The sequence below is a fragment of the Cryobacterium soli genome (assembly GCF_003611035.1).
GTDB classification, from domain to species: Bacteria; Actinomycetota; Actinomycetes; order Actinomycetales; family Microbacteriaceae; genus Cryobacterium; species Cryobacterium soli.
This window is the reverse complement of sequence record NZ_CP030033.1, coordinates 3,569,069-3,591,879: the sequence shown is the minus strand read 5'-3', so window position 1 is coordinate 3,591,879 and position 22,811 is coordinate 3,569,069. Positions and strand designations below refer to the sequence as shown.

The 22,811-nt window shown below is 69.2% G+C and carries 24 protein-coding genes and 1 tRNA gene; 12 read left to right on the top strand and 13 right to left on the bottom strand.

Annotation, left to right across the window (positions count from 1 at the left end; genetic code table 11):
• Positions 1 to 29: 29 nt before the first annotated feature.
• The 4 genes from pstS to pstB all read left to right on the top strand — a co-directional run bounded on the left by pstS (position 30) and on the right by pstB (position 4,131).
• A complete protein-coding gene (pstS, locus tag DOE79_RS16680) occupies positions 30 to 1,130 on the top strand; it encodes a phosphate ABC transporter substrate-binding protein PstS (protein ID WP_425455656.1) in 1,101 nt (366 codons plus the stop codon).
• Between the two features lie 145 nt (positions 1,131 to 1,275).
• Positions 1,276 to 2,220: a phosphate ABC transporter permease subunit PstC gene (pstC, locus tag DOE79_RS16675; RefSeq protein ID WP_120339456.1), complete on the top strand. Its 945-nt coding sequence runs from the start codon at positions 1,276 to 1,278 to the stop codon at positions 2,218 to 2,220.
• Positions 2,220 to 3,308, top strand: coding sequence for a phosphate ABC transporter permease PstA (pstA, locus tag DOE79_RS16670; RefSeq protein ID WP_120339455.1), 1,089 nt, complete (start codon positions 2,220 to 2,222; stop codon positions 3,306 to 3,308). The genes pstC and pstA overlap by 1 nt, the downstream gene beginning before the upstream one ends.
• A gap of 43 nt (positions 3,309 to 3,351) precedes the next feature.
• Complete coding sequence (pstB, locus tag DOE79_RS16665) at positions 3,352 to 4,131, top strand: phosphate ABC transporter ATP-binding protein PstB (RefSeq protein ID WP_066597402.1); 780 nt, start codon at positions 3,352 to 3,354, stop codon at positions 4,129 to 4,131.
• Between the two features lie 259 nt (positions 4,132 to 4,390).
• Here the strand turns inward: pstB and DOE79_RS16660 are convergent, their stop codons facing one another.
• From DOE79_RS16660 to DOE79_RS16645, 4 genes are all read right to left on the bottom strand, one after another.
• On the bottom strand, positions 4,391 to 5,281 hold the full coding sequence (locus DOE79_RS16660; protein WP_120339454.1) for an aminodeoxychorismate lyase: 891 nt from the start codon (positions 5,279 to 5,281) through the stop codon (positions 4,391 to 4,393).
• Between the two features lie 224 nt (positions 5,282 to 5,505).
• Positions 5,506 to 6,459 carry an anti-sigma factor gene (locus DOE79_RS16655; protein ID WP_120339453.1) on the bottom strand — a complete coding sequence of 318 codons (954 nt, stop codon included), beginning with the start codon at positions 6,457 to 6,459 and terminating at the stop codon, positions 5,506 to 5,508.
• A complete protein-coding gene (locus DOE79_RS16650; protein WP_245976986.1) occupies positions 6,456 to 7,037 on the bottom strand; it encodes a sigma-70 family RNA polymerase sigma factor in 582 nt (193 codons plus the stop codon). The genes DOE79_RS16655 and DOE79_RS16650 overlap by 4 nt, the downstream gene beginning before the upstream one ends.
• 280 nt (positions 7,038 to 7,317) lie before the next feature.
• Positions 7,318 to 7,947: a DNA-directed RNA polymerase subunit beta gene (locus DOE79_RS16645; RefSeq protein ID WP_066597405.1), complete on the bottom strand. Its 630-nt coding sequence runs from the start codon at positions 7,945 to 7,947 to the stop codon at positions 7,318 to 7,320.
• Between the two features lie 146 nt (positions 7,948 to 8,093).
• Here DOE79_RS16645 and DOE79_RS16640 point away from each other — a divergent pair.
• Positions 8,094 to 8,166 (top strand) — tRNA-Lys (locus DOE79_RS16640).
• A gap of 13 nt (positions 8,167 to 8,179) precedes the next feature.
• On the opposite strand, the gene DOE79_RS16635 is transcribed toward DOE79_RS16640, so the two are convergent.
• Positions 8,180 to 8,503 carry a hypothetical protein gene (locus DOE79_RS16635; RefSeq protein ID WP_120339451.1) on the bottom strand — a complete coding sequence of 108 codons (324 nt, stop codon included), beginning with the start codon at positions 8,501 to 8,503 and terminating at the stop codon, positions 8,180 to 8,182.
• A gap of 266 nt (positions 8,504 to 8,769) precedes the next feature.
• On the opposite strand from DOE79_RS16635, the gene DOE79_RS16630 reads away from it, so the two are divergent.
• Positions 8,770 to 9,192, top strand: a complete 423-nt coding sequence (locus DOE79_RS16630) for a DapH/DapD/GlmU-related protein (protein ID WP_162942808.1) — start codon at positions 8,770 to 8,772, stop codon at positions 9,190 to 9,192.
• An 81-nt stretch (positions 9,193 to 9,273) separates the two neighbouring features.
• Positions 9,274 to 11,586, top strand: coding sequence for an FdhF/YdeP family oxidoreductase (locus DOE79_RS16625; protein WP_120339449.1), 2,313 nt, complete (start codon positions 9,274 to 9,276; stop codon positions 11,584 to 11,586).
• 209 nt (positions 11,587 to 11,795) lie between these two features.
• Here the strand turns inward: DOE79_RS16625 and fdhD are convergent, their stop codons facing one another.
• Positions 11,796 to 12,644 (bottom strand): formate dehydrogenase accessory sulfurtransferase FdhD, encoded by an 849-nt coding sequence (gene fdhD / locus DOE79_RS16620; protein ID WP_120339448.1) that lies wholly within the window; start codon positions 12,642 to 12,644, stop codon positions 11,796 to 11,798.
• 219 nt (positions 12,645 to 12,863) lie between these two features.
• On the opposite strand from fdhD, the gene DOE79_RS16615 reads away from it, so the two are divergent.
• Both DOE79_RS16615 and DOE79_RS16610 read left to right on the top strand, forming a co-directional pair.
• On the top strand, positions 12,864 to 13,697 hold the full coding sequence (locus tag DOE79_RS16615; protein ID WP_120339447.1) for a HesA/MoeB/ThiF family protein: 834 nt from the start codon (positions 12,864 to 12,866) through the stop codon (positions 13,695 to 13,697).
• Between the two features lie 4 nt (positions 13,698 to 13,701).
• On the top strand, positions 13,702 to 13,977 hold the full coding sequence (locus DOE79_RS16610) for a DUF6457 domain-containing protein (RefSeq protein ID WP_120339446.1): 276 nt from the start codon (positions 13,702 to 13,704) through the stop codon (positions 13,975 to 13,977).
• A gap of 47 nt (positions 13,978 to 14,024) precedes the next feature.
• Here the strand turns inward: DOE79_RS16610 and DOE79_RS16605 are convergent, their stop codons facing one another.
• The gene (locus tag DOE79_RS16605; protein WP_120339445.1) at positions 14,025 to 14,357 is read right to left on the bottom strand and encodes a cupin domain-containing protein; all 333 of its coding nucleotides are present in this window, start codon (positions 14,355 to 14,357) and stop codon (positions 14,025 to 14,027) included.
• A gap of 60 nt (positions 14,358 to 14,417) precedes the next feature.
• A complete protein-coding gene (locus DOE79_RS16600) occupies positions 14,418 to 14,867 on the bottom strand; it encodes a MarR family winged helix-turn-helix transcriptional regulator (protein ID WP_120339444.1) in 450 nt (149 codons plus the stop codon).
• 69 nt (positions 14,868 to 14,936) lie between these two features.
• Between DOE79_RS16600 and DOE79_RS16595 the strand changes: the two genes are divergently transcribed.
• Positions 14,937 to 15,182, top strand: coding sequence for a hypothetical protein (locus tag DOE79_RS16595; protein ID WP_120339443.1), 246 nt, complete (start codon positions 14,937 to 14,939; stop codon positions 15,180 to 15,182).
• 159 nt (positions 15,183 to 15,341) lie between these two features.
• Here DOE79_RS16595 and DOE79_RS16590 read toward each other — a convergent pair whose 3' ends face one another.
• From DOE79_RS16590 to DOE79_RS16570, 5 genes are all read right to left on the bottom strand, one after another.
• The gene (locus tag DOE79_RS16590; protein WP_120339442.1) at positions 15,342 to 16,349 is read right to left on the bottom strand and encodes a serine hydrolase domain-containing protein; all 1,008 of its coding nucleotides are present in this window, start codon (positions 16,347 to 16,349) and stop codon (positions 15,342 to 15,344) included.
• Positions 16,350 to 16,429: 80 nt separating this feature from the next.
• The gene (locus tag DOE79_RS16585) at positions 16,430 to 17,032 is read right to left on the bottom strand and encodes a hypothetical protein (protein WP_120339441.1); all 603 of its coding nucleotides are present in this window, start codon (positions 17,030 to 17,032) and stop codon (positions 16,430 to 16,432) included.
• A gap of 50 nt (positions 17,033 to 17,082) precedes the next feature.
• The gene (locus DOE79_RS16580) at positions 17,083 to 18,399 is read right to left on the bottom strand and encodes a DUF445 domain-containing protein (RefSeq protein ID WP_120339440.1); all 1,317 of its coding nucleotides are present in this window, start codon (positions 18,397 to 18,399) and stop codon (positions 17,083 to 17,085) included.
• Between the two features lie 71 nt (positions 18,400 to 18,470).
• Positions 18,471 to 19,421 (bottom strand): aldose 1-epimerase family protein, encoded by a 951-nt coding sequence (locus tag DOE79_RS16575; RefSeq protein ID WP_120339439.1) that lies wholly within the window; start codon positions 19,419 to 19,421, stop codon positions 18,471 to 18,473.
• Positions 19,422 to 19,437: 16 nt separating this feature from the next.
• Positions 19,438 to 20,265 carry a DeoR/GlpR family DNA-binding transcription regulator gene (locus DOE79_RS16570; RefSeq protein WP_120339438.1) on the bottom strand — a complete coding sequence of 276 codons (828 nt, stop codon included), beginning with the start codon at positions 20,263 to 20,265 and terminating at the stop codon, positions 19,438 to 19,440.
• A gap of 85 nt (positions 20,266 to 20,350) precedes the next feature.
• Here DOE79_RS16570 and galT point away from each other — a divergent pair, with 85 nt between their 5' ends.
• Entirely contained in the window at positions 20,351 to 21,568 is a 1,218-nt protein-coding gene (gene galT / locus DOE79_RS16565; RefSeq protein WP_120339437.1) for a galactose-1-phosphate uridylyltransferase, read from the top strand.
• Complete coding sequence (gene galK / locus DOE79_RS16560) at positions 21,565 to 22,725, top strand: galactokinase (protein WP_120339436.1); 1,161 nt, start codon at positions 21,565 to 21,567, stop codon at positions 22,723 to 22,725. The genes galT and galK overlap by 4 nt, the downstream gene beginning before the upstream one ends.
• The last annotated feature ends 86 nt before the right edge of the window (positions 22,726 to 22,811 follow it).

Sequence of the window (22,811 nt, the reverse complement as noted above, 5' to 3'; positions counted from 1 at the left end):
TCCCTGTATTCGACCTGAAAAGGATCCTTGTGAATCTCATGCGTTTTGGCCGCCCCGCGGTCATTGCCATCGCCGCAGCTCTCGTTCTCTCCTCCTGCGCGTCGAACGAAGGTGGCGCCAGCACGTCCACCGACGACGCTGCTCCCGCGAGCACCCTCTCCGGCACGATCAACGCCGCCGGCGCCTCCTCGCAGGGCTCGGCCCAGGAGGCCTGGATCTCCGCCTTCCAGACGGCCAACCCAGACGTCACCATCAACTACGACCCGTCGGGCTCCGGCGCCGGTCGCGAGACCTTCATCGCCGGCGGCAGCGACTTCGCCGGTTCGGACTCCTACCTCAACGACGACGAGCTCGCCGGCACCTTCGCCGCCTGCGCGCCGGACACCACGGCCGTCGACCTGCCCGTCTACATCTCCCCCATCGCCGTGATCTTCAACATCGAGGGCGTCTCCGACCTCAACCTCGATGCTCCCACCCTGGCCAAGATCTTCAAGGGCGACATCACCACCTGGAACGACCCGGCCATCGTCGCGCTGAACGCCGACGCCAAGCTGCCGGCCGCCCCGATCACCGCCGTGCACCGCTCGGACGACTCGGGCACCACCAAGAACTTCTCCGACTACCTGAACCAGAACGCCGCTGACGTCTGGACCGAGAAGCCGGCCGACCCGTTCCCGTACCAGTCCGGTGAGGGCGCCCAGGGCACCTCCGGTGTCGTCGACGCCGTCACCAACGGCACCGGCACCATCGGCTACGCCGACGCCTCGCGCGCCGGTGACCTCGGTGTCGCCAAGATCAAGGTCGGCGAGGAATTCGTCGGCTACACCGCCGAGGCCGCAGCCGCCGTCGTCAACGACTCCCCCCTCGTCGACGGCCGCGCCGACAACGACCTGGCCATCAAGCTGAACCGCACCACCACCGACGCGACGCACTACCCGCTCGTTCTGGTCAGCTACGCCGTGGTCTGCACCGAGTACGCGGACGCCGAACAGGGCGCCCTCGTCAAGGAGTACGTCAGCTACATGGCCAGCGCAGCCGGCCAGGAAGTCGCCGCGTCTTCCGCTGGTGCCGCGCCGCTCTCCAGCGACCTGCAGTCCAAGGTCGCCGCGGTCCTCGCCACCCTCAAGTAAACATCCGCTGCTCCACACCTCAGCACCCTGCCCGACCGGGCCTCCGCGTTGCACGCGGTCGCCCGGTCGGGCACACTGAGGCGTGGGGTCAGGCTTCAGATCCACCCGTACCGGTAAGACCCAGCCCCTCAGGGAGACGCTCGGAATGACGACCGCAGTTGACCGTATTGCGATCAAGGCCAAGGAACGACCGGGCGACCGTATCTTCTCCACGGCCACCGTTGTGGCAGGCAGCCTCATCCTGGCGGTGCTCGCCGCCGTCGCCGCCTTCCTGCTGATCCAGAGCATCCCCGCCTTCGTGGCGCCGGCGGATGCCTTCAAGGGCGAGTTCACCAACTTCTGGTCCTACGTGCTGCCGCTGGCCTTCGGCACCGTCTGGTCGGCGTTCCTGGCGCTGCTGATGGCCGTGCCCGTGGCCATCGCCGTGGCCCTCTTCATCTCGCACTTCGCGCCGCGCAAACTCGCGCAGGGCCTGGGCTACCTCATCGACCTGCTCGCCGCCGTTCCCTCAGTGGTCTTCGGCCTCTGGGGCATCGGCGTGCTGGCCCCGCTCGTGCAGCCGTTCTACGCCAACCTGGTCGACTGGTTCGGCTGGTTCCCGCTCTTCGCCGGTCCGGTCTCCGGAACCGGTCGCACCATCTTCACCGTCGCCATTGTGCTGGCCGTGATGGTGCTGCCGATCATCACCGCCATCTGCCGTGAGATCTTCCTGCAGACCCCGGTGCTCTACGAGGAAGCCTCGCTGGCCCTCGGAGCCACCCGGTGGGAAATGATCACCATGGCCGTGCTGCCCTTCGGCCGCGCCGGCATCATCTCCGCCGCCATGCTCGGCCTGGGCCGCGCGCTCGGCGAGACCATGGCCGTGGCCATGGTGCTCTCCCCCAGCCCGCAGGTGATCTTCCAGCTGCTCACGTCGCAGAACTCCACCACGATCGCCGCGAACATCGCGCTCAACTTCCCCGAGGCACACGGCGTGGGGGTCAACATCCTGCTCGCCACGGGCCTCATGCTCTTCATCATCACGCTGGTCGTCAACATGATCGCCCGCGTGATCATCAACCGCCGCAAGGCCTTCTCTGGAGCGAATTGATGAGCACCATGACCGTCTCGTCTCCCGTCAGCAACTCTCTCACCGCGGGCAAACTGCCCAAGAACACGCCTGTGATGGTGCTCGCCGCCAGCTGGATCGTGGTCGGCGCGTTCTTCACGGTGATCTTCCTCTCCGGCGCCACGGAGAGCTTCAACTGGGCCGGCACGCTGTTCTTCGGCACCGTGCTCTACTGCATCGCCCTGTTCCTGTTCTCCTACTTCGTCGAGGGCGTGCGCCGGGCCAAGGACCGCCTGGTGACCGCGGTCGTCGCCATCGCCTTCGTGGTGGCGTTGATCCCGCTGATCTCCCTCGTGGGCACCACCGTGGTCAACGGCCTCCCCGCCTTCCTCACCCCCACCTTCTTCACGGAGTCGCAGCGGAACGTCGTCGGTGCCGGCGGTGGCGCCCTGCACGCGATCGTCGGCACGCTCTTCGTCACCGGGCTCGCCACCCTCATCTCGGTGCCGATCGGGCTGCTCACCGCCATCTACCTCACCGAGTACGGCCGCGGCCGCCTGGCCCGCGGAATCACGTTCTTCGTCGACGTGATGACCGGCATCCCCTCGATCGTGGCCGGCCTGTTCGCCTACGCACTGTTCTCGCTCCTGTTCAACGACCCGGGCATCCGGTTCGGCTTCGGCGGGTCGGTGGCGCTGTCGGTGCTGATGATCCCCGTGGTTGTGCGCTCGAGCGAGGAAATGCTCAAGCTCGTGCCCAACGAACTGCGCGAGGCCGCGTACGCGCTCGGTGTGCCCAAGTGGCTCACGATCGTGAAGGTTGTGCTGCCCACCTCGCTGGCGGGCATCGTCACCGGTGTGATGATCTCGATCTCCCGCGTGATCGGCGAGACCGCACCGCTGCTGATCATCGCGGGCTTCACGGCCAGCATGAACTACGACATGTTCAGCGAACGGATGATGACCCTGCCGGTATTCGTCTACAACCAGTACGCCAGCCAGGGTGCCGACTCGCAGGCGTACATCGACCGGGCCTGGGCCGGCGCGCTCACCCTCATCGTGATCGTGATGCTGCTCAACCTCATCGCCCGCCTCGTCGCCCGCACCTTCTCCCCCAAACTCGGCCGCTGACGCCGCCACCACACGTACAGTTCACCCAGATTCGAAGGAATACATGTCCAAGCGCATTGAAGTCAACGACCTCGACGTCTACTACAGCAAATTCCTCGCCGTCGAGGGCGTGACGCTCACCATCGAGCCGCGCACCGTGACCGCTCTGATCGGTCCCAGCGGCTGCGGCAAATCGACGTTCCTGCGCACCCTCAACCGCATGCACGAGGTCATTCCCGGCGCCCACGTGGACGGTGAGGTGCTGATCGACGGCAACAACCTCTACGGCCCCGGCGTGGATCCGGTGCTGGTGCGCCGTCAGGTGGGCATGGTCTTCCAGCGGCCCAACCCGTTCCCCACCATGTCGATCGGCGACAACGTGCTCGCCGGCGTCAAGCTCAACAACCGCCGGATGCCCAAGAGCGACGCCGACGCGCTGATCGAGAAGTCGCTGCAGGGCGCGAACCTCTGGAACGAGGTGAAGGACCGCTTGGACAAGCCCGGCTCGAGCCTCTCCGGCGGCCAGCAGCAGCGTCTCTGCATCGCCCGTGCCATCGCGGTGCAGCCCGACGTGATCCTGATGGACGAGCCATGCTCGGCCCTCGACCCGATCTCCACTCTCGCGATCGAGGACCTCATCGAAGAGATGAAGACGGACTACACGATCGTCATCGTGACGCACAACATGCAGCAGGCCTCCCGCGTCTCCGACCGCACCGCGTTCTTCAACATCGCGGGCACCGGCAAGCCCGGCAAGCTCATCGAGTACGACGACACCACCACGATCTTCTCCAACCCCACCGTGCAGGCCACCGAGGACTACGTCTCCGGCCGCTTCGGCTAAACCCGCACTCGTTCCTCTCACCGCCCGGTCGACCCCACGGTCGCCCGGGCGGTTTGTCGTTCCCCGTCGCGTTTCGCGAAAGCGGGGAAACGGTCACCTCGGCATCCGCGAAGCAGCCACACGCCCGCATTCGCAGATAGGGGATCTCGCGAAAGCGGGGAAACGGTCGCTTCAGCACCCGCGAAGCAGCCACACGCCCGCTCTCGCGGGACCGGGCGGGGAGCGGGACCGGGCGGGGACAGCGGCGCCGGCGGAGGCCCTAGGAGCCGGTGCGGGCCAGCAGGGACGCGTTCAGGGTTCGGGTGAGCTCGTCGTCGCGGGGGAACTCCACGCCGTCCAGGGCGGTCACGGCGACCGCAAGGCGCACGCTGGAGACCAGCCACGCCGCATCCGCCGCCCGAAGCTCGTCGACCGTGACGTCGCGGTACTCGACGCTCTCGCCGTGCGCGGTGAGGTACTCGAACACGCTCTGCTGCGTGGTGCCGTGCAGGATGGCGCCGCTCGGCGCCGGGGTGACGTAGCGTCCGCCGGTGCGGAGGATCACGCTGGAGGTGGGGCCTTCCATGACGTACCCATCGTGGGTGAGGAAGATCGTGTCGTCGGCTCCCCGTCGCTTGGCCTCGCGCAGGGCGGCCATGTTGATGGCGTAGCTGAGGGTCTTGGCGCCCATCAGCAGCCAGGGCGCCTCCTCGGCGACGCCGCGCGGGTACCCGCGGTCGAGGGTGATCACCTTGACGCCGTGTTCACGCACCGCGCTGAAGTCCGCGGCGCGGGTGGCGTGCAGCCAGGCCGTGGGCGCCGGGCCGTGCTCGACACCGCGGCTGAGCACGAACTTGAGCGCCAGTTCCCCCTCACCGGGGATACGGTCGACGGCGTAGGCGATCGCCGCGCGCCACTGCGCAGGGTTGGGCACCGGCAGGTCACAGATCTGCGCCGAATTGATGAGCCGGCTGATGTGCGGCTCCACCTCCTGCGGATGCCCGTTGACCACACTGAGGGTCTCGAAGATGCCGTCGCCGCGCTGCGTGCTCAGCTCCGCCACGCGCAACGCCGGGGCGCCGGAATCGATCTCGTGGAACGTGTCGACGAAGTCGGTGCGGGTGGAGTCTGCGGGCTCCGGGTCGATGAGCAACGTGAAGGGCAGGGTCATGTACCGAGCCTACCGAGTTGCTCCAAAACACCCCCTCGACGCTCGGGAGAGGGACAGCTCACCGGCAAGGCATGCTCAGCACCCGGGACGTTCGGAGGAAGGTACGCCCGTGAGGTGCCAGTTGGGGCCGTCCGGGGCGGGCCGAAGGGGCCCCAACTGGCAGCCCACCGCCGGGGCTGCCGAGGCCAGCAGCGCCCGCGAGGGCAGTGGGCAGGGGCGGGCGCCTAGGAGCTCTGAATGGCCACGATCGGATCGGTGGTGGGCTGCTCGGAGCCGCCCTTGGGTTCGACGGTGACGCCCACGGTGTCACCGGCGGTCATGGTTCCGTCCAGGACCCGCCAGACCGTGCCGGAGCCGTCGGAGTCGAAGGTACCGGCCGAGATGGGTCCGGCTGCGCCGATGTACCAGAGCTGGTAGTCCTCGTCGTCGCCGAGGGCGGGCAGGTCTTCGACGATGATCGCCGACAGGCCGAGCTCGCCCGACCACACCAGGGTGGCGTCTTGGCCGGTCGCGGTCTGCGCCGCGGCCCGCTGGCTGTCGGGCGACGCCTCGATCTCGGCCAGGCTCGAGGCCTGCTGCTGAGCGAAGTCGTCGTTCGGGTTGCCGTAGATGGCCTGCCCGGCGACGGTACCAGTCACAAACAGGGCCACGGCCGCGGCGGCGGCCACGAGGTACCCGGCGGGACGTTGGAACCAGCGACGCTGGGCACGGTCGGCGGCGGAGCCTGAGCCCCGGCCGTCGCCGGCACCGGAAACGTCCGAGCCCGGCGCTGCCGGGTCCTGACCCGCAGCGCCCGGTGCGGTGGCCGCAGCGTGCGAGGGGGCGGAGCCGATCGGGATGGCCGCGGGCGGCGCATCCGTGGTCGTGTCGGTGGGGGCAGGCGGCTCGGCGGCGCCCCGTGGAGCAAGCTGGGGGGTGCTGGCGAGTTTGGCCATCAGGCTGGCCTTGAGAGCGCTGGACGGCTGCACCGGGGCGACGGACAGGCCGAGGGCCACGGCGGTGTCGCCCAGCTCGGCGGCCTCAGTGCGGGCCTGCTCCGACTGTGCGAGGTATCGCTCGTACACGGCGGCCTCGTCGGGGCTGAGCGCATGCAAAGCGTAGGCACCGGCCAGATCGGCCGGGTTCTCGACGTTGCCGTTGCCGGTCAGGTCGCCGATGGACTTGTCGCGGTCGTTCACGAGGTCACCCCCAATTCATCTCGCAAGCGGATTAACCCGTCGCGGAGGCGGGTCTTCACCGTGCCGAGCGGGATATGCAGGAAATCAGCGACTTCTCGGTGACTGTACCCGCTGAAATACGACAGGCTCACGGCCTGACGTTGCAGTTCGGTCAGTCTGGACATCGCTTTTTCCACCCTTTCGTGCTCGATGCGTACCTCAACGGTTTCCGCGACGTGGTCATACGGCACCGCGAGGTCGCGGATGCCCACTTTGGTATCCCTGTCGCGGCCGGCCTGCGACGACCGGATTCGGTCGATCGCACGTCGGTGCGCCATGGTCATGATCCAGGTCGAGGCCCCGCCACGCTGTGACTCGTACCGCGCAGCCGTCTGCCAGATCTCCAGGAAAATCTCCTGGGTCACTTCTTCGGACTGTGCGTGATCGATCAGCACGCGCTTGACAAGGCCAAGCACCCGCGGGGCGATCTGGTCGTAGAGCTCTCCGAACGCCGACTCGTCCCCTTCGGCTACGCGGGCGAGCAGCTCTTCTTTCGAAGGCGCCGTCGACGAGGAGTCGAGGTTGAATTCAGCAGTCATGAGATCCAGCATGTCAGGTCCAGTCCCCTTCCATGCAGAGGGTTCGGTGCCGAGTCCTGCATGGATTGGTGTGGAATCAAAGAATGTTGTGTGTCTGTGACGCCCGCCGGAGCCGGTGAACGGCATCCGTGGGAGCAGAGTGAAGGCCGGACCGCAGAACGCCTCTCGGCGCGAGGCCGTTCTAGACGGCGAATATTGGAGCCCGGGGTTACTGCGGTCCGGCCAGCATCAAGTGTAAACGACTTGGGCCCAGACTTCATTCCCGGATGCCTCCACGCACCTACTCGAGCGAGTCGCTGCGCCAGAGCCGGGCGCAGGAGGCGAATTCCTGTGCGGTTGTCGAGAATCGCAGGGCGCGCGTGGTGAGCTCAGTGGAGCGGCCCGGTTCGGTGGCGTCGAGGTCGTCGGCCACGCTGGCGCAGCCGGCGCCGATCACCCGGCAGAATGCCGCCGCCCGGTCAAGCGCGATGGCGAAGTCGCCGGTGAACACGCCACGGAGGATCTCGTCGGCCAGCTGGATGATCTCGGCGGGGCCGGTCGGCACGATGGCCCCGGCCACGATCGGGTCGATGGTGACAGCCACGTCGATGCCGCGCTGGTACAGGTACGATGTGCCGTCGGCGTCCTGCCGGATCAGCAGCCGCACCAGGTAGATGCGCCAGAGCGCACCGGGCAGGCTGCGCGGTGTGGCCCGGGACCAGAGCTCGGCGACGGCGTCGATGCCGTGCTCGTCGGTGTACGCCACGAGGCGTTCGACGACCTCGGGGTCTGGGCTGTCGCGCACCCGTGCGATCAGGGCCTGCGCCGTCTCATGCGCGATCCGGCTGATCTGGGCGGGATCCTCTCCGCCCATCATCGACTCGAACTTGGCGCCCGAGAATTTGGTGGGCTTGTGGAAATCGTCGGCCATCGCGCTCCTCCTGGCTGTCTCGGCCGGCGGCGTCGGTGATGCCGCCGGGTAAATCGTGGGTGGGGTGGTCGTGCCGGCGTCTGTGGCGGATGCATCCACGCTAGTCACAAAAACCGTCCGGCAATCCACGCTAAGTTATTAACCGCGGGCCTCTAGCTCAGTTGGTAGAGCAAAGGACTTTTAATCCTTGGGTCGTCGGTTCGAGCCCGACGGGGCCCACATTCTGTGTCATTCAGTGTGTCCAGGTTTCCCTGGCCCACGGACGCCGGGTGCGGGGAAACTGCCGCTCGACCTTGCCGTAGTGGTCCACGGTGAGGATGAGCGATTCGATCTTGCGGTTGAGGATGCTCAGGGCGACGACGAACAGCCACAGACCCCAGGTGACGAAGGCCAGGAACACGTTCAGCCAGAACCTGATGCGCTTCTTTCGCTGCAGCACGGCCTGATTGCCGGCCACGCTGCTGACCGTCCAGCCCTCGACCGCGAACCGGGCGACTTCGTAGTTGAGTAGCTCGGTGCGCTGCTCGGCCGTCAGGGTGCCTGCGTCCAGCGACATACCCGCCTCATTCCGTCGATACGGGCAGCATAAGGCCGAGGCGCAATCGGCGCAGCCCCGAAAACGCACCGGCCCGGCGCAGGCCCGCCGCCGGCCGAACCCGACAGTTCGCTGGGACTGGGCGCCCGCACGGAATGTGCTGCGAGAACCCGGTGTTTCTCTCACTGTTGACGCATGGTCTGTTGTGCTGGGGTACGGCCGCAGTCGCATATCGTGCGTGCAGCAGCAGAGTGACGCACACAGCGAGCGCCACGGGAGGAGAACCAGTGCGCAAGAACATTGACGTCGAAGTCGACACCGGAGTCATCGAGAAGTACCGCAGGCACCCGAACGGCAACGGCTGGGTATCGGGCAAATCCACCGTGCAACCGAGCGCGTTCATCTCCGAGTCCGCGTACATCGAGTCCGGTGCCACCGTGGGCCGTGAGGCCTGGATCGGCCCGGGCAGCTGGATCGACCACGGCGTCGTCGTGGGAGACAAGGTCTTCATCGGCCAGAACGTGCACATCGGCGAGGGCAGCCTCGTCAGCGGCGGCGCCCACCTGGGCAGCCACGTGCGCATCGGCCGCAATGTGCGCATCGCCGCCGGCGTGCGCCTGGACCGGGACACCCGGGTGTCCGACGGCACCGATGTGGCCACCGGCAACGTGGGCGCGGACGGCCGCCGGTCGCACGGACTGGCGGCGTGAGCATCCGTTTGACCCGGTAGAACTGAAAAACCCGCTCGGGCGCATGTCAGCATCCGGCTCCGAGAGGAGCAGGATGGACACATGACACGTCGCGCACCGGTCAAGGACATCAACGAAGACGACCTCGTCGTCGGCACTCCGAAGAAGGCTGCCGCCGGCCTTGAGGCGGTGGTGGTTGCGCTGGACCGGGGCATCGCCCAGGCGGGCGTGAGCCGCACCGCGCGGGCGCTGCTGCGGCTCAACCAGCGAAACGGCACCGACTGCCCCGGCTGCGCCTGGCCGGAATCGACCGGGCACCGCAAGACCGCGGAGTTCTGCGAGAACGGCGCCAAGGCCGTGGCCGAGGAGAATACGCTCCGCACCGTCGGCCCGGAATTCTGGGCCGAGCATTCGCTCGCCGAGCTGGCCGGCAAGACCGAGTACTGGCTGGGCAATCAGGGCCGCATCTCCCAGCCCATGGTGGTGCGCCCCGGCGACACCCACTACTCCCCCATCGCCTGGGAAGACGCGTTCGCGCTGATCGGCGAGAAGATCCGCGCCACCACCCCCGACCGTACCGTGTTCTACACCTCGGGCCGCACCGCCAATGAGACCGCGTTTCTGTACCAGCTGTTCGCCCGCTCGATCGGCACGAACAACCTGCCCGACTGCTCGAACATGTGCCACGAATCTTCCGGGTCGGCGCTGAACCCCACCATCGGCATCGGCAAGGGCACCGTCTCGCTCGAAGACATCCACGTGGCCGAGCTGATCCTGGTCGTGGGACAGAACCCGGGCACCAACCACCCGAGGATGCTGTCGGCCCTGGCCGAGTGCAAGGCCAACGGCGGCAAGGTCGTCGCCGTGAACCCTCTGCCCGAGGCCGGGCTGTTCAACTTCAAGGACCCGCAAACGCCCACCGGACTGGTCGGCCACGGGGTGCCACTGGCCGACGAGTTCCTGCAGATCAAGGTCGGCGGCGACCTCGCCCTGTTCCAGGCGCTGGGCCACTTGCTGCTCGAGGAAGAAGCCCGGGTACCCGGTTCCGTCGTGGACCAGGAGTTCATCGACGCCAATACCGACGGCATCGAGGCTTACCGCGCCGCGCGCACCGAGATCGATTGGGTCGAGACGGAGAAGGCCACCGGGCTCTCCCGCCTCGACATCAGCGTGGTCGCCAAGATGATGGCCGCTTCCAACGCCACGATCATCTGCTGGGCGCTGGGCCTCACCCAGCAGCCGCACTCGGTGAACACGCTCAAGGAAATCATCAACCTGCTCCTGCTGCAGGGCAACTTCGGCAAGCCGGGCGCCGGCGCCTGCCCGGTGCGCGGGCACTCCAACGTGCAGGGCGACCGCACCATGGGGGTGTGGGAGAAGCCCAAGGAGCCGATGCTCGCCGCGCTCGACGCCGAGTTCGGCATCGTCTCCCCGCGCGAGCACGGCCTCGACTCGGTCAACACCGTCGAGGCGTTCGAGAACGACGACGTGGACGTGTTCGTGTCGATGGGCGGCAACTTCGCCCTCGCCTGCAGCGACACCGACGCTCTCGAGGCCGCGATGCAGCGGGTGGGCCTGACGGTGCACATCTCCACCAAGCCCAACCGGTCGCACGTAATGCACGGGGTCACCTCCCTGATCCTGCCGACGCTCGGCCGCACCGACACCGATGACAAGCATCCGTCGGGCCGGCAGGTTTTGTCGGTGGAGGACTCGATGTCGATGGTGCACTCCACCCAGGGCCGGCTCGACCCGGTGTCGGAGCACCTGCTGGCCGAACCGGTGATCGTGGCACGGATGGCTCGGGCCACGCTCGGCGACGACCACCCGGTGGACTGGAAGGCGATGGCGGAGGACTACGACGTCATCCGCGACCACATCTCCCGGGTGCTGCCCGGCTTCGAGGACTTCAACAAGCGGTTGCGCGACAAGAACGGCTTCGTGCTGCCCAACCCGCCGCGCGACACCCGAAGCTTCGCCACCGACATCGGCCGGGCCCGCTTCACGGTGAGCCCGCTGGAGTACCTCACCCCGCCGCCCGGGCACCTCATCTTGCAGACCATGCGCAGCCATGACCAGTACAACACCACCTTCTACGGCCTGGATGACCGCTACCGCGGCATCAAGGACGGCCGCCGGGTGATCCTCATCCACGCCGACGACGTCACCGAGCTGGGTTTTCACGACCGCGACCTCGTCGACGTGATCAGCACCTTCGGCGGGCAGGAGCGCCGGGCGGACAAGTTCCGGCTCGTGGTGTACCCCACGCCACGCGGCTGTGCGGCGGCGTACTTCCCCGAGGCCAACCAGCTGATGCACCGGGAGCTCGTGGCCCGGGAATCGAACACGCCCGGCTACAAGGCCATGAGCGTGCGGTTCATCAAGCACGAGGCATCCGTGCCCGTTCTCAGCTGACCCACACCGCGTCCCGCCGCAGTCACGGCGATGGGTCGCCCATTTTCGCTAGTGCGCGTGGGCCTTGGACTAGCGAAAATGGGCCACCCCTGACCCGGGGAGGCCGGTCCCCAGCTCAGCCGCCGCCGCGTGATGATGACTCGCCCAGTTTTGCTAGTGCGGGAGGGTGTCGGACTAGCGAAAATGGGCCAGTCCGGGCGGGCGGGGAGCTAGACCGTGGCGAGCGCGCCCTCCGTGACCCGTTCTTCGCCGGCGTAGATCACCATCGAGTCGCCGCGAAGGAACCCGATCAGGGTCAGGCCCACCTCGTGGGCGAACTCGGCGGAGAGCGAGGACGGCGCCGAGACCGCGGCGAGCACCGGGATGCCCGCCATCAGGGCCTTCTGGGCGAGCTCGAAGCTGGCCCGGCTGGAGACCATCAGCACGGTGCCCCGCAACGGCAGCAGGTTCTCCTTCACCGCCCAGCCGATCACCTTGTCCACGGCGTTGTGCCGGCCTACGTCTTCGCGCAGCACGAGCATCTCGCCGCTGGCGGCGTCGAACAGGGCCGCGGCGTGCAGCCCGCCGGTCTTCTCGAACACGGCCTGCGCCTCCCGCAGCTTGTCGGGGAATGTCGTGAGCAGTTCCGCGTCGACCCGCGCCGCATCCTGCCGAACGTCCCAGGTGGACTTGGTGCGCACGGCGTCGATGCTCTCCTTGCCGCACAGGCCGCAGGAACTGGTGGTGAGGAAGTTGCGCTGCGTGCTCGGGTCTGGCGCGGCGACGCCGGGGGCCAGGCGCAGGTCGAGCACGTTGTAGGTGTTCACGCCCTCGGCGGTGGCGCCGGCGCAGTAGCGGGCGGTGGCGAGGTGTTCGCCGGCGCTGATGATGCCCTCAGACACCAGAAAACCGGCGGCGAGATCGACGTCGTGGCCGGGCGTGCGCATGGTGACGGCCAGCGACCGTCCGTTCACCCGCATCTCCAGCGGTTCTTCGACCGCGAGCACGTCTTCCCGACGAATGGGAGGCTGGCCCACCGTCAGCCGGGTGATCTTGCGCCGTGCCGTGACTCTGCCCATGGGTGCCCTCCTCGAGATGCCGCCCCACGGCGTTGCGGGGCGGGGGACCTGATTCGAGCCTAAACCTCCAGCCGCCCCTCGGGGAGGCGCACGGACGAGCTGCGGCCAACCCCCAGGTTCCCCGCCGGAGACCGCCGACCCGTCGGCCCCTCCTGGCTGTCGACGGATGCCCGGGGCGGCGTGGGCCGGCTACGGGCGAATGCCGCGTACCGTGGTGTCATGGCACTTCCTCCCCTCGTCGAACCCACCGGTCCGCTCAGCCCCACCGAAACCGCGCGCCTCGCGCAGGTGCGGAGCCTCCCGCAGCTGCGGCTGCCCGCGATCGATGACCTCGGGCACCGGCGGCTCGCCGCGGCCCGGGTGCTGGTGCTCGGCACCTCCGGGCTCAGCGCCCCCGCCCTCCGCACCCTCGCCGCGGCCGGCGTGGGCACCATCGGGCTGGCCGACGTGGGCCCGCTCGACGTGGACTCCCTGGTGCTGGCGACCACCACCATCCTCACGCTCTCGCCGGACACCGCCGTCACAGCACACGACGAGGAGATCACCGCCGAGTCGGCGGCCCGCATCCTGGGCGGCTACGACCTCGTGCTCGACGGCAGCGACCTCACCCCGCAGCCGTTCCTGGTGGGCGACACCTGCGCCGCCCTCGGGCTGCCGCTGGTCTGGGGCTCGGTGGCGCGCGGCAACGCCGAACTGTCGGTGTTCTGGTCCAGCCCGCCCCGGCGCAGCGGCCAGCGTTCCACCCGGTTGCGTGACTTCTTCGGCACGGATGCGCCCGGTGACGCCGCATCCGTCGACCCTGGCGTGCTCGGCGCCCTCCGCGGCCAGGCCGGGGCCCTGCTGGCCGCCGAGGCGATCCGCCTGATCACGGGCACGGGCGAACCCCTGATCGGCCGGGTGCTCACCATCGACGCCGACACCGGACGCTTCGATGCCGCTCCCCTGCCCGTGCTGCAGCCCGGCCAGCCCGGCGCCTCCGCGCCCACCGGCGACACCAGCCCCGAAGCCGACTCAGTCTCTACTTCATCCACCGTTGCATCCACCGAGGAGTGACACCATGAGCACGAACACCCCCCTGCCGCCCGAGGCTCTCGACGAGTGGCTCACCGCCCTCGCGGCGCACCTGGGCCTGGATGCGGACATCATCCCCACCGGGCTGCTGCTCGACGTGGCCAGAGACGTGGCGCACAACGTGGCCCGTCCCGCGGCCCCGCTGAGCCTGTTCCTCGTGGGCCTGGCGGCGGCGCGCGCAGGCGGCACGGCCGAGGACATCACCGCGGCGAGCGCCGCCGCGACCGAACTCGCCCTGGGCTGGCCGGCGACGGCCGAGTAGCCGGCCGCCGGGCGGCGCATCCGTCGCTCGGAGCATCCCGCGCTGGGTCAGGGCAGTTTGGCCACCGTGAGCAGGATGGTGGCGTCTTCTTCAGCTTCGAGGCTGTGCCGCGCCTTGGGCATGATGAGCAGGTCACCGGTGCGGGCCTGCCAGGCATCGTCCCCCACGATCAGTCGCACCCTGCCACTGAGCACGTAGACGGTGGCGTCGCCGGGGCTCTCGTGCTCGGCCATCACCGTGCCCTTGGCCATGCCCATCACGGTCTGGCGCAGCACCTTCTCGTGGCCGCCGAAGACCGTGGCGGCGGCGCGCCCGCTGCTGCCGGAGGTGGCGGCGGCGAGCTGCTGGCGGGCGAGGGCCTCGATCGAGATCTTCTTCATGGCGCCAGCGTACGACGCCCGAGCCCGCCGCGGGCGGCTTCCGTCCGGCAAATCTCCCGGCTACGGCTCCGGCGTGGCGACCGTCGTGGCGCGAATGACCTCGGTGAGGCTGTCTCGAAGCGCGATCAGGCTCTCTGGCGACATCTCCAGGGTGCGGGCCACCCGCTCAGGGATGGTCTCGGCGATTCGACGCAGCTCGTGCCCGTGCTCGGTCAGGGTCACCTGCAGCGCGCGCTCGTCGGCCGTCGACCGTTCGCGGCGGAGATACCCCACCGCCTCCAACCGCTTGAGCAGCGGCGACAGGGTGGCCGGCTCGAGGCGCAGCACGTCGGCCAGGCTGCGGAGCGTGCGCGGGTCCTGCTCCCACAGGGCCAGCATGACCAGATACTGCGGGTGCGTGAGCCCGAGCGGCTCCAGGATCGGCTTGTACAGGGCCACCGTGGTGCGCGCCGCGACCGTGAGTGCGAAGCAGACCTGGTTCTCCAGGGCAAGCACGTTGGGTTGCGTCATCGGGTCTCCGAGATCATGAATCGGCAGGCATCCGGCGCCCGCCAAGATTTACTTAGTACACTAACTATTATGACGTCAGCCAAGAAACGCAAACCGACCATCAAGGAGGCCGGGGGCTTCACCGCGTGGCTGAACGCTCGGCTGCTGCCCATCATCGGCCCGCCGCCGCTCGGTCCCTACGACGACGAGGTGCCGGTGCAGGAGCGTCCGGTCGCCCGGTGTCCGCTCTGCGGGGCCCCGATGACCGAGCACGACATCGACCGCAGCGGCGAGCGCACCCAGCTGCGCTGCCCCCTGCCAACGCCCGCGGCCTGAACCTATGGCCCGAGACCCGCGCAGCGGCGCCCGACCCGCGCACCACCGCGCAGACGAGATCCGCGGGCACCACGCCGCTACGCCCGCGGCACGCCACCCGCGAACCGGCGCCTGACCCGCGCACCGGCGTCACAGCCGCGCGCGGTGAGGGGCCGTGCGCTAGAACTGGGCGTCGAGCTCGACCACGAGGTCCCAGGCGCCCTCTTCGGCGTTGCTGAGCACCACGACGTCCAGGCCAGAGGTGGGGTAGTGCCGCAGGATGCCGCTGGCGCCGGCGTTGACGCCGTCCTTGTAGTACGAGCGCACCGAGCCGTTCTCGTTGAGGTCGAACTCCAAGCCGAAACCGTACTTCACGTCGTCGTCGTAGGCCACCTGCGGGGTGAAGAACTCGTCGGTGTACTCCTTGGAAAGCAGTTGCCCGCCGCGCACGGCGTTGAGGAAGTTCATCAGGTCGCCGGCGGTGGCGTGGGCACCGCTGTCGGGCGAGCCAATCGCCGGCGAGCTGTAGATGTTCGAGACCCAACTGCCGTCCTCGCGACGGTCCCAGCCCTCTGCGACCCGTTCGACGCCGTCGCGGCGGTCGAAGAATCCGGAGTCGGTCATGCCCGAGCGGGCGAAGATCTCCTCGCGCACGTAGTCGCGGTAGCCGAGTCCAGAGGCCTTCTCCACGGCGAGGCCGGCGAGGATGTAGCCGACGTTGCAGTCCACGCACTCCACGCCCGGCGGGGCCAGCGGCGGCTTCTGGGTGAACAGCGGCAGGTAGTCGCGGGTCTCGACGAGCGAATAGTTGGGCGTCTGAGCCCAGAAGTCGGCGTAGCTCTCGCCCGCCTCCTCGTCGACGTCGTCGGCGATGCCGCTCGTGTGCGTGAGCAGGTGCAACAGGGTGACGTCGGTGCCGATGGTGCTGCCGGCGAGGTCCACGTACTCGTGGATCGAGGCCTCGAGGTCGAGCCTGCCGGCGTCGACCTGCTGCAACACGGCGACGCTGGTGAAGAGCTTGGTGATCGAGGCGGTGTCGAAGCGGGTGTCCAGGGTGTTGGGCACCTGCCAGCGCGGGGTGGCGAAGCCGCGGGCCGCCTCGAAGATGGTGCGGTCGCCGTCACGCACCAACACCACACCGGAGAAATCGCTGTCGTCGAGAAAAGTCTGTATCGCCTGGGTATCCACCCTTCGAGCGTAGCGAACGGGCGGCGGGCCCCAGTGCCGCTGCGACGGATGCCGGGAAGCACGTGCAACCCGTGCCGCACTCAGCCGGTCGGGCCGGGGTGCCGGGCGGTCTTCGCCAGCTTGGCGAGGTCGATGGCCGCGACGGCGCGCATCCGTTCGGCCCGCACCGCCTGGTAGCCGGGCTGGCGGGGATCGATGCGCTGGGCAAGGAGCCGGGTGGAGAGAGCGTCGTTGATCTCCTGCAGGGCATCCGCGCGGGCCTTCGCGACGAGGTCGGTCACCCGGCTCTCGTCCGCGGCGAACTCCCGCAGCCGCTCGGCGACGTGGTCGTGCAGGGTGCGGCGGCGGCCGAGGCGTACCACGTCGCGGCGTTTGTTCTCCAGCTCGCGGCTCTTGCCCGCCCCGGTCGTGCGCGCCAGGTAGGAGCCGAGCCGCTCGACCCGGGTGGAGTCCTCGTCGTTCTCCTGCGCCACGTGTTCGAGTTCGTGCCGGGCCAGCGCGGCGTAGCGCTCGGGGTCGTAGTCGCTGTGGTCGCGCAGGGCGCCCACGATGATGCCGTTCTTCACGGCCATCCGCACCGCGGAGAGGGCGATCAGCATGCCCTCGTCGACGATGCGTGCGGTGGAGGGCGCACCGGAAGCCGGGGCCGTGCCACCCCCGGGACCATTCGAGCCGGTGTTCACGGGTTAAGTATGGCTCACCGGTCAGACCGTGTCGCGGGTGGCGGCTCCCGTCAGCCGCCGAACAACACCAGGGCGCCCTGGGCCAGCGCGAAGATCAGCAGGCCGGCCAGCGCGCCCACGACGGTGCCGTTGATGCGGATGAACTGCAGGTCCTTGCCCACCTGCAGCTCGATCTTCTCGGTGGTCTCGGCCGGGTCCCAGCGCTCGACGGTTTCGGTGATCACACCGGCGATCTCGTGCCGGTACTTCTGCAGCACGTACCCGGCGGTGTCGGCGAGCCACCGGTCGATGCGCGCGCCGAGCGACCGGTCTGCGACGAGCCTGGCGCCCACGTCGAGCACCGTCGACTGCACGCCGGCGCGCACGGCGCTGTCCGGGTCGGCCAGCGCCGCCAGCAGCGACGCCTTCAGCGACTCCCAGGCATCCCCGGCGAACTCACGCAGCTTGGCGTTGTCGACCAGTTCGAGCTTGAGCACCTCGACGCGCTCGATCATGGTGTCGTCGAACTGCAGGTCGGCCATCAGCTCGGCCAGGTACCGGTCGATGGCTCCGCGCAACGGATGCTCCGGCTCCCGCTGCACCGTCGACACGAACGCGAGCACCTCACGGTAGGCCTTGTCGTCGACCATCTCACCCACGAAGCCGGGCAGCCAGCGCGGCAGCCGGGTGGAGACGGACTGGCCGAACGCCTCGGGGTGCGCGGTCAGCCAGCTGTGCGCCTTGTCGAGCAGCAGGTCCACGGCGGCGTGGTGCCGGCCGGAGGCCACCAGGTGCTCGCCCAGCCGGCCGAGGCTCGGTCCCCACTCCGGCCGCAGCAGGTGCTCCCGCGCGACGCCCTCGAGCAGGTTCTTGATCTCGTCGTCGCTGAGCAGGTCGAGCAGCCCCGACCCGGCATGCGCGATCTCGTCGGTGAGCCGCTGCGCGTTCGCCGGCTGCACCAGCCAGGCGCCGAGCCGCCTGGACACCCCGATGGACTCGAGCTTGCCGCGCACGACGGCATCAGAGAGGAAGTTGGACTCGACGAACTCGCCCAGGCTCGCACCGATCTCGTCCTTGCGGTTGGCGATGATGTTGGTGTGCGGGATGCGCAGCCCGAGCGGATACCGGAACAGCGCCGTGACCGCGAACCAGTCCGCGATGGCGCCCACCATGCCGCCCTCGGCGGCGGCGCGCACATACTCCAGCCACGGATAGCGCTCTTCGAGGGCGAACGACACTGCGAAGATCAACGTCATCGCCAGCAGCAGGCCGAGGGCCAGTCGTTTCATGCCCACGAGCGCCACCCGGCGCGCCTCGTCCGGTGCGCTCAGGGGCGCCCGGGGGCCGGGCCCGGTCAGGGTGGGTGAGGTCAGGGACGGTGTTGCCATGGGTCTGGTCGTTCCTCGTCGATCCGGGGCCGCCCGAAGCGCGGCGCTCCCGCCACCCTAGGCCGGGTTTCTCAGTACGCGAAACCCGTCGGGGTGATTCCCCAGCGAACGACCCAGTCCTCGCCGGGGGCCAGCCAGTTGAGGCCCTGGCCGGAGTTGAACGCATCCGCCGGCGCGGTCATCGGCTCGATCGCGACGGCCTGGCCGATCCGCACGGAGTCGCCGGTGCGCACGGGGAAGTTGCGCGGCGTGAACGCCTGCACGTAGGCCATGTTCTCGTCGCCCCACAGGATGACGCGGCGACCGTCGGGGGCGGTCAGCGAGTGCTCGCCGCGGCCGTTCTGCACGAGCACGCCGCCGAAGCCGTCGTCGAGGTCGAGGTCGTCCACGCGGGCGCCGTCGCGCAGGTCGAAGCGGGTGCCGGCCACGTCGCTGACGCCCACCGGGTTGAGCCGGGCATCCACGTCGATGTGGCTGGTGGCGGCGAGCCGTAGCACGAGGTCGCCGGTGGGCACGTCGCCGATCTTCAGGTAGGGGTGGGTGCCGAGGGCCACCGGGGCATCCGCTGTGCCGACGTTGCGGATGCTGTGGGTCACGGCCAGGCCGTCGGCCGTGAGCGTGTAGGTGACCGTGGTGTCGAGCTGGTACGGGTAACCGGCCTGCGGGTAGACCGTGGCGGCCAGGGTCACCTCGTTCGCGGTCTGCGCGACCAACCGGTAGGCCGTCACTGCGAGGAGGCCGTGGATCGCGTTGCCGAGCTCGGGCTCGGTGATGACCAGCTGGTGCCGGATACCGCCGTGGCTCCAGACGGCATCGCGGATGCGGTTGGGCCAGGGCGTGAGCACAGTGCCGGCGCCGAGCGGCGGCACCGAGTCCGGGCCGAAGCCCTCCACCAGGTCGATGCCGTTCAGCGCGTATTCGCGGAGGCCAGCGGCGACCTCGGTGATCGTTGCGGTCGCCGGGCCCTGCGGGGTGTCGCAGACGAGGGCGTACTGGGTTCCGGTGGCGGCGGCAAGCGGCATGGGTGACTTTCTCGGATCAGGTGGGCTGGAGCACGGCGAGGCCGGCCTCGCGGAGCGGGGCCAGGGTGAGCGGGTCGGCGGCCGCATCCGTCACCAGGGTGTCGAAGGCGGCAAGCGGGCCGATCCGGCCCAGGTGCACCTGCCCTAGTTTGGCACCGTCGGCCACGATGATCGCACGCGCCGCGGCGGCGAGCATGAGCGTCTTCACGCCGGCCTCCGGCAGGTTGATGTTGGTGACTCCGCCGTCCACGTCGACGCCGTTGCAGCCGATGAAAGCCAGGTCGGCGTGCACCTGGCTGAGCACGGTGGCCGCGAGCGGGTCGACGAGCGAGTGCTGCAGCGGCCGGAGCGAGCCGCCGGTGACGATCACGGTGAACCGCGGGATGGCCGGTTCAAGGGCGAGGGCGATGCTCAGGCCGTTGGTGATGACGACGACATCGGTGAGGTCGGTGCGGGCCACGAGCGCCCGGGCCACGGCGAGAGTGGTGGTGCCCACGTCGAGGATCACGCTCTGCCCACTCGAGACCAGGGAGGCGGCAAGCCCGCCGACCTGCTGCTTGGGGACCACCGACGACGCCAGGGCCTCCTCGAAGGAGAACTCCCGGTCGGGCCGGCTGGTGGTGGAGATGCCGACCGGCACCGCCCCGCCGTGGATGCGCATGAGGGCACCGGCGCTCTCGAGCTGGTCGAGGTCGGCGCGGGCGGTGACCCCGGAGACGCCGAAGGTGTCACTGAGTTCGCTGACACGCACGAAGCCGCGGGCGTCGACAAGCCGCTGGATCTGCTCCCGGCGCTGGTGCGCGGGCAGGGCGTCGCGGTCGGGCGGATGTTCGACTGAGGCCATACCCTCATCTTCACTTAGTTTCCCTCGCTTTTCAATACGCAAGTACTGGTTTCGGTTGCGCAAATCGACTAGCGTTGATCCCGCCATGACTGACCTCACCAACACCCCAGACTTCGTCGCCGACGCCGGCATCGCGCGTCACCCGCACACCCTCGCAGACGGTCGCGAGCTCATCTACTTCGATGACCCCGACACCACCCTCTCGCCAGACCGGGCACCCGACCTGCGCGACCTCGCCCCGCGCCCGGCGAACGCGCGCATGCGCCAGGACCCGCTCACCGGCGAGTGGATCTCCGTCGCCGCGGCCCGGCAGAACCGGGTGTTCCTGCCGCCGGCGCACCTCGACCCGCTCGCGCCGTCCACGCCGGAGAACCCCTCAGAGGTGCCCAGCAACTACGACGTGGCCGTGTTCGAGAACAAGTCGCCCTCGTTCGGGCCGCTGCTCACCGACGACGACGCACCCACCGGACTCGACGACCTGCGCACGATCGGGCTGGGGCGCATCCGCACCTCGGTCGGCCGCTGCGAGGTCGTCTGCTTCAGCCCCGCCACCGAGGGTTCGTTCGGCAGCCTGTCGGTCACCCGCGCCCGCACCGTGATCGAGGCCTGGGCCGAGCGCACCCACAAGCTCTCGCAGATGCCCGGCATCGAGCAGGTGTTCCCGTTCGAGAACCGTGGCGAGGCCATCGGCGTCACCCTGCACCATCCGCACGGCCAGATCTACTCATACCCGTACGTCACCCCGCGCACCCAGCGTCTGATCGACTCGATCGAGAGCTACGGCCCCACCCTGTTCGCCGACATCCTGGCCAGCGAGCAGGCCGGCGACCGGGTCATCCTGCGGGGCGAGCACTGGACCGCGTTCGTGCCGTTCGCCGCCCGCTGGCCCGTCGAGGTGCACATGCTGCCGCACCGCCACGTCGCCGACTTCGCCGGCACCACCCTGGCCGAGCGCGACGAGCTCGCGGTGCTCTACCGTCGCCTGCTGCGCGGTATCGACCAGCTCTACTCCACGCCCACGCCGTACATCGGCGCGTGGCACCAGGCGCCGGTCAACGTGCACCGTGACGACATCCGCCTGATGCTGCAGCTCACCAGCCCGCGCCGGGCCGAGGACAAACTGAAGTTCCTGGCCGGCTCCGAGGCCGCCATGGGCGCCTGGATCGGCGACGTCACGCCGGAGCAGGCCGCCGACAACATCCGCGCGGCGATCGCGCGCTCGGATGCCGCGGATGCGTCAGCCGACGCCGCCTCCGCCTCCGCAGAATCCACCGACAGCAGCACCGGAAAGGCCCACTCGTGAACGACACCACCCCGAGCACCACGAGCGGTTTCCGCGACCGGTTCGACCGCGAACCGGCCGGCCTGTGGTTCGGCCCCGGCCGGGTCAACCTGATCGGCGAGCACACCGACTACAACGACGGGTTTGTGTTCCCGTTCGCCATCAACCGCCGCGCCGTCGTCGCCCTCGCACTCCGCGACGACCGGATGCTGCGGGTCGCCAGCTCCTTCACCGAGGAGATCGTCGAGATCTCGCTCGACGATCTCTCCCCCGAGACTGTGTCGGGCTGGTCGGCGTATCCGCTGGGCGTGGCGTGGGCGCTCGGCCAGAAGGGCGCCGACCTGTCTGCCGTGACCGGCTTCGATATCTTCATCGACTCGGATGTGCCGATCGGCGCCGGGCTGTCGTCCTCCGCCGCGATCGAGTGCGCCACCGCCGTGGCCCTCGACGAGGTCTGGAACCTCGGCTTCGACAAGCAGGTGCTCGTGCGGGTGGGCCAGCTGGCCGAGAACGAGGTCGTCGGCGCGCCCACGGGCATCCTCGACCAGTCGGCGTCGCTGCTGGGCGAGACCGACTCGGCCGTGTTCCTGGACTGCCGCAGCTTCGAGTCCGAGGTCATCCCGCTCGGCTTCGACGACGCCGGCCTCGAGCTCCTCGTGATCGACACCAAGGTCAGCCACGCGCACGCGACGGGCGGCTACGCCTCACGCCGCGCGTCCTGCGAGACCGGTGCCCGGCTGATGGGGGTCTCGTCGCTGCGCGACCTCACGGTGGACGACCTGCCCCGCGCCGCCACGACCCTCGACGACGAGACCTTCCGCCGGGTGCGGCACATCCTCACCGAGAACCAGCGCGTGCTCGACACCGTGCGGGTGCTGCGCGAGGAGGGCCCCGGCGCCATCGGCGCGCTGCTCGACGCGTCACACGCTTCGATGCGCGACGACTTCGAGATCTCGGTCGCCGAGCTCGACCTCGCGGTCGACACGGCCCGCGCCGCAGGCGCCCTCGGCGCCCGGATGACCGGCGGCGGCTTCGGCGGCTCGGCCATCGCGCTCACCCCGCACGCGTTGATCCCCGCGGTGCAGCAGGCCGTGTCCGCGGCCTTCGCGGCCGCGGGCTTCACGGCCCCCGACATGTTCGTGGTGCGCGCAGCCGCCGGGGCCGCCCGCGAGTCGTAGGAATTCTGCGGATCACGCCCCGTCGTCGGCGCGCGCCGCATTATCGGATCCTGAGTTGCGGACTTCCCGCCTTCGTTGTGCCCACG

Bases quoted from the DNA above. Each gene is read 5' to 3' on its own strand.
- pstC (WP_120339456.1), top strand. From the start codon at position 1,276: ATGACGACCGCAGTTGACCGTATTGCGATCAAGGCCAAGGAACGACCG.
- pstA (WP_120339455.1), top strand. From the start codon at position 2,220: ATGAGCACCATGACCGTCTCGTCTCCCGTCAGCAACTCTCTCACCGCG.
- pstB (WP_066597402.1), top strand. From the start codon at position 3,352: ATGTCCAAGCGCATTGAAGTCAACGACCTCGACGTCTACTACAGCAAA.
- DOE79_RS16660 (WP_120339454.1), bottom strand. From the start codon at position 5,281: ATGACCCTGCCCTTCACGTTGCTCATCGACCCGGAGCCCGCAGACTCC.
- DOE79_RS16650 (WP_245976986.1), bottom strand. From the start codon at position 7,037: ATGACTGCTGAATTCAACCTCGACTCCTCGTCGACGGCGCCTTCGAAA.
- DOE79_RS16645 (WP_066597405.1), bottom strand. From the start codon at position 7,947: ATGGCCGACGATTTCCACAAGCCCACCAAATTCTCGGGCGCCAAGTTC.
- DOE79_RS16635 (WP_120339451.1), bottom strand. From the start codon at position 8,503: ATGTCGCTGGACGCAGGCACCCTGACGGCCGAGCAGCGCACCGAGCTA.
- DOE79_RS16625 (WP_120339449.1), top strand. From the start codon at position 9,274: ATGACACGTCGCGCACCGGTCAAGGACATCAACGAAGACGACCTCGTC.
- fdhD (WP_120339448.1), bottom strand. From the start codon at position 12,644: ATGGGCAGAGTCACGGCACGGCGCAAGATCACCCGGCTGACGGTGGGC.
- DOE79_RS16615 (WP_120339447.1), top strand. From the start codon at position 12,864: ATGGCACTTCCTCCCCTCGTCGAACCCACCGGTCCGCTCAGCCCCACC.
- DOE79_RS16610 (WP_120339446.1), top strand. From the start codon at position 13,702: ATGAGCACGAACACCCCCCTGCCGCCCGAGGCTCTCGACGAGTGGCTC.
- DOE79_RS16605 (WP_120339445.1), bottom strand. From the start codon at position 14,357: ATGAAGAAGATCTCGATCGAGGCCCTCGCCCGCCAGCAGCTCGCCGCC.
- DOE79_RS16600 (WP_120339444.1), bottom strand. From the start codon at position 14,867: ATGACGCAACCCAACGTGCTTGCCCTGGAGAACCAGGTCTGCTTCGCA.
- DOE79_RS16595 (WP_120339443.1), top strand. From the start codon at position 14,937: ATGACGTCAGCCAAGAAACGCAAACCGACCATCAAGGAGGCCGGGGGC.
- DOE79_RS16580 (WP_120339440.1), bottom strand. From the start codon at position 18,399: ATGGCAACACCGTCCCTGACCTCACCCACCCTGACCGGGCCCGGCCCC.
- DOE79_RS16575 (WP_120339439.1), bottom strand. From the start codon at position 19,421: ATGCCGCTTGCCGCCGCCACCGGAACCCAGTACGCCCTCGTCTGCGAC.
- DOE79_RS16570 (WP_120339438.1), bottom strand. From the start codon at position 20,265: ATGGCCTCAGTCGAACATCCGCCCGACCGCGACGCCCTGCCCGCGCAC.
- galT (WP_120339437.1), top strand. From the start codon at position 20,351: ATGACTGACCTCACCAACACCCCAGACTTCGTCGCCGACGCCGGCATC.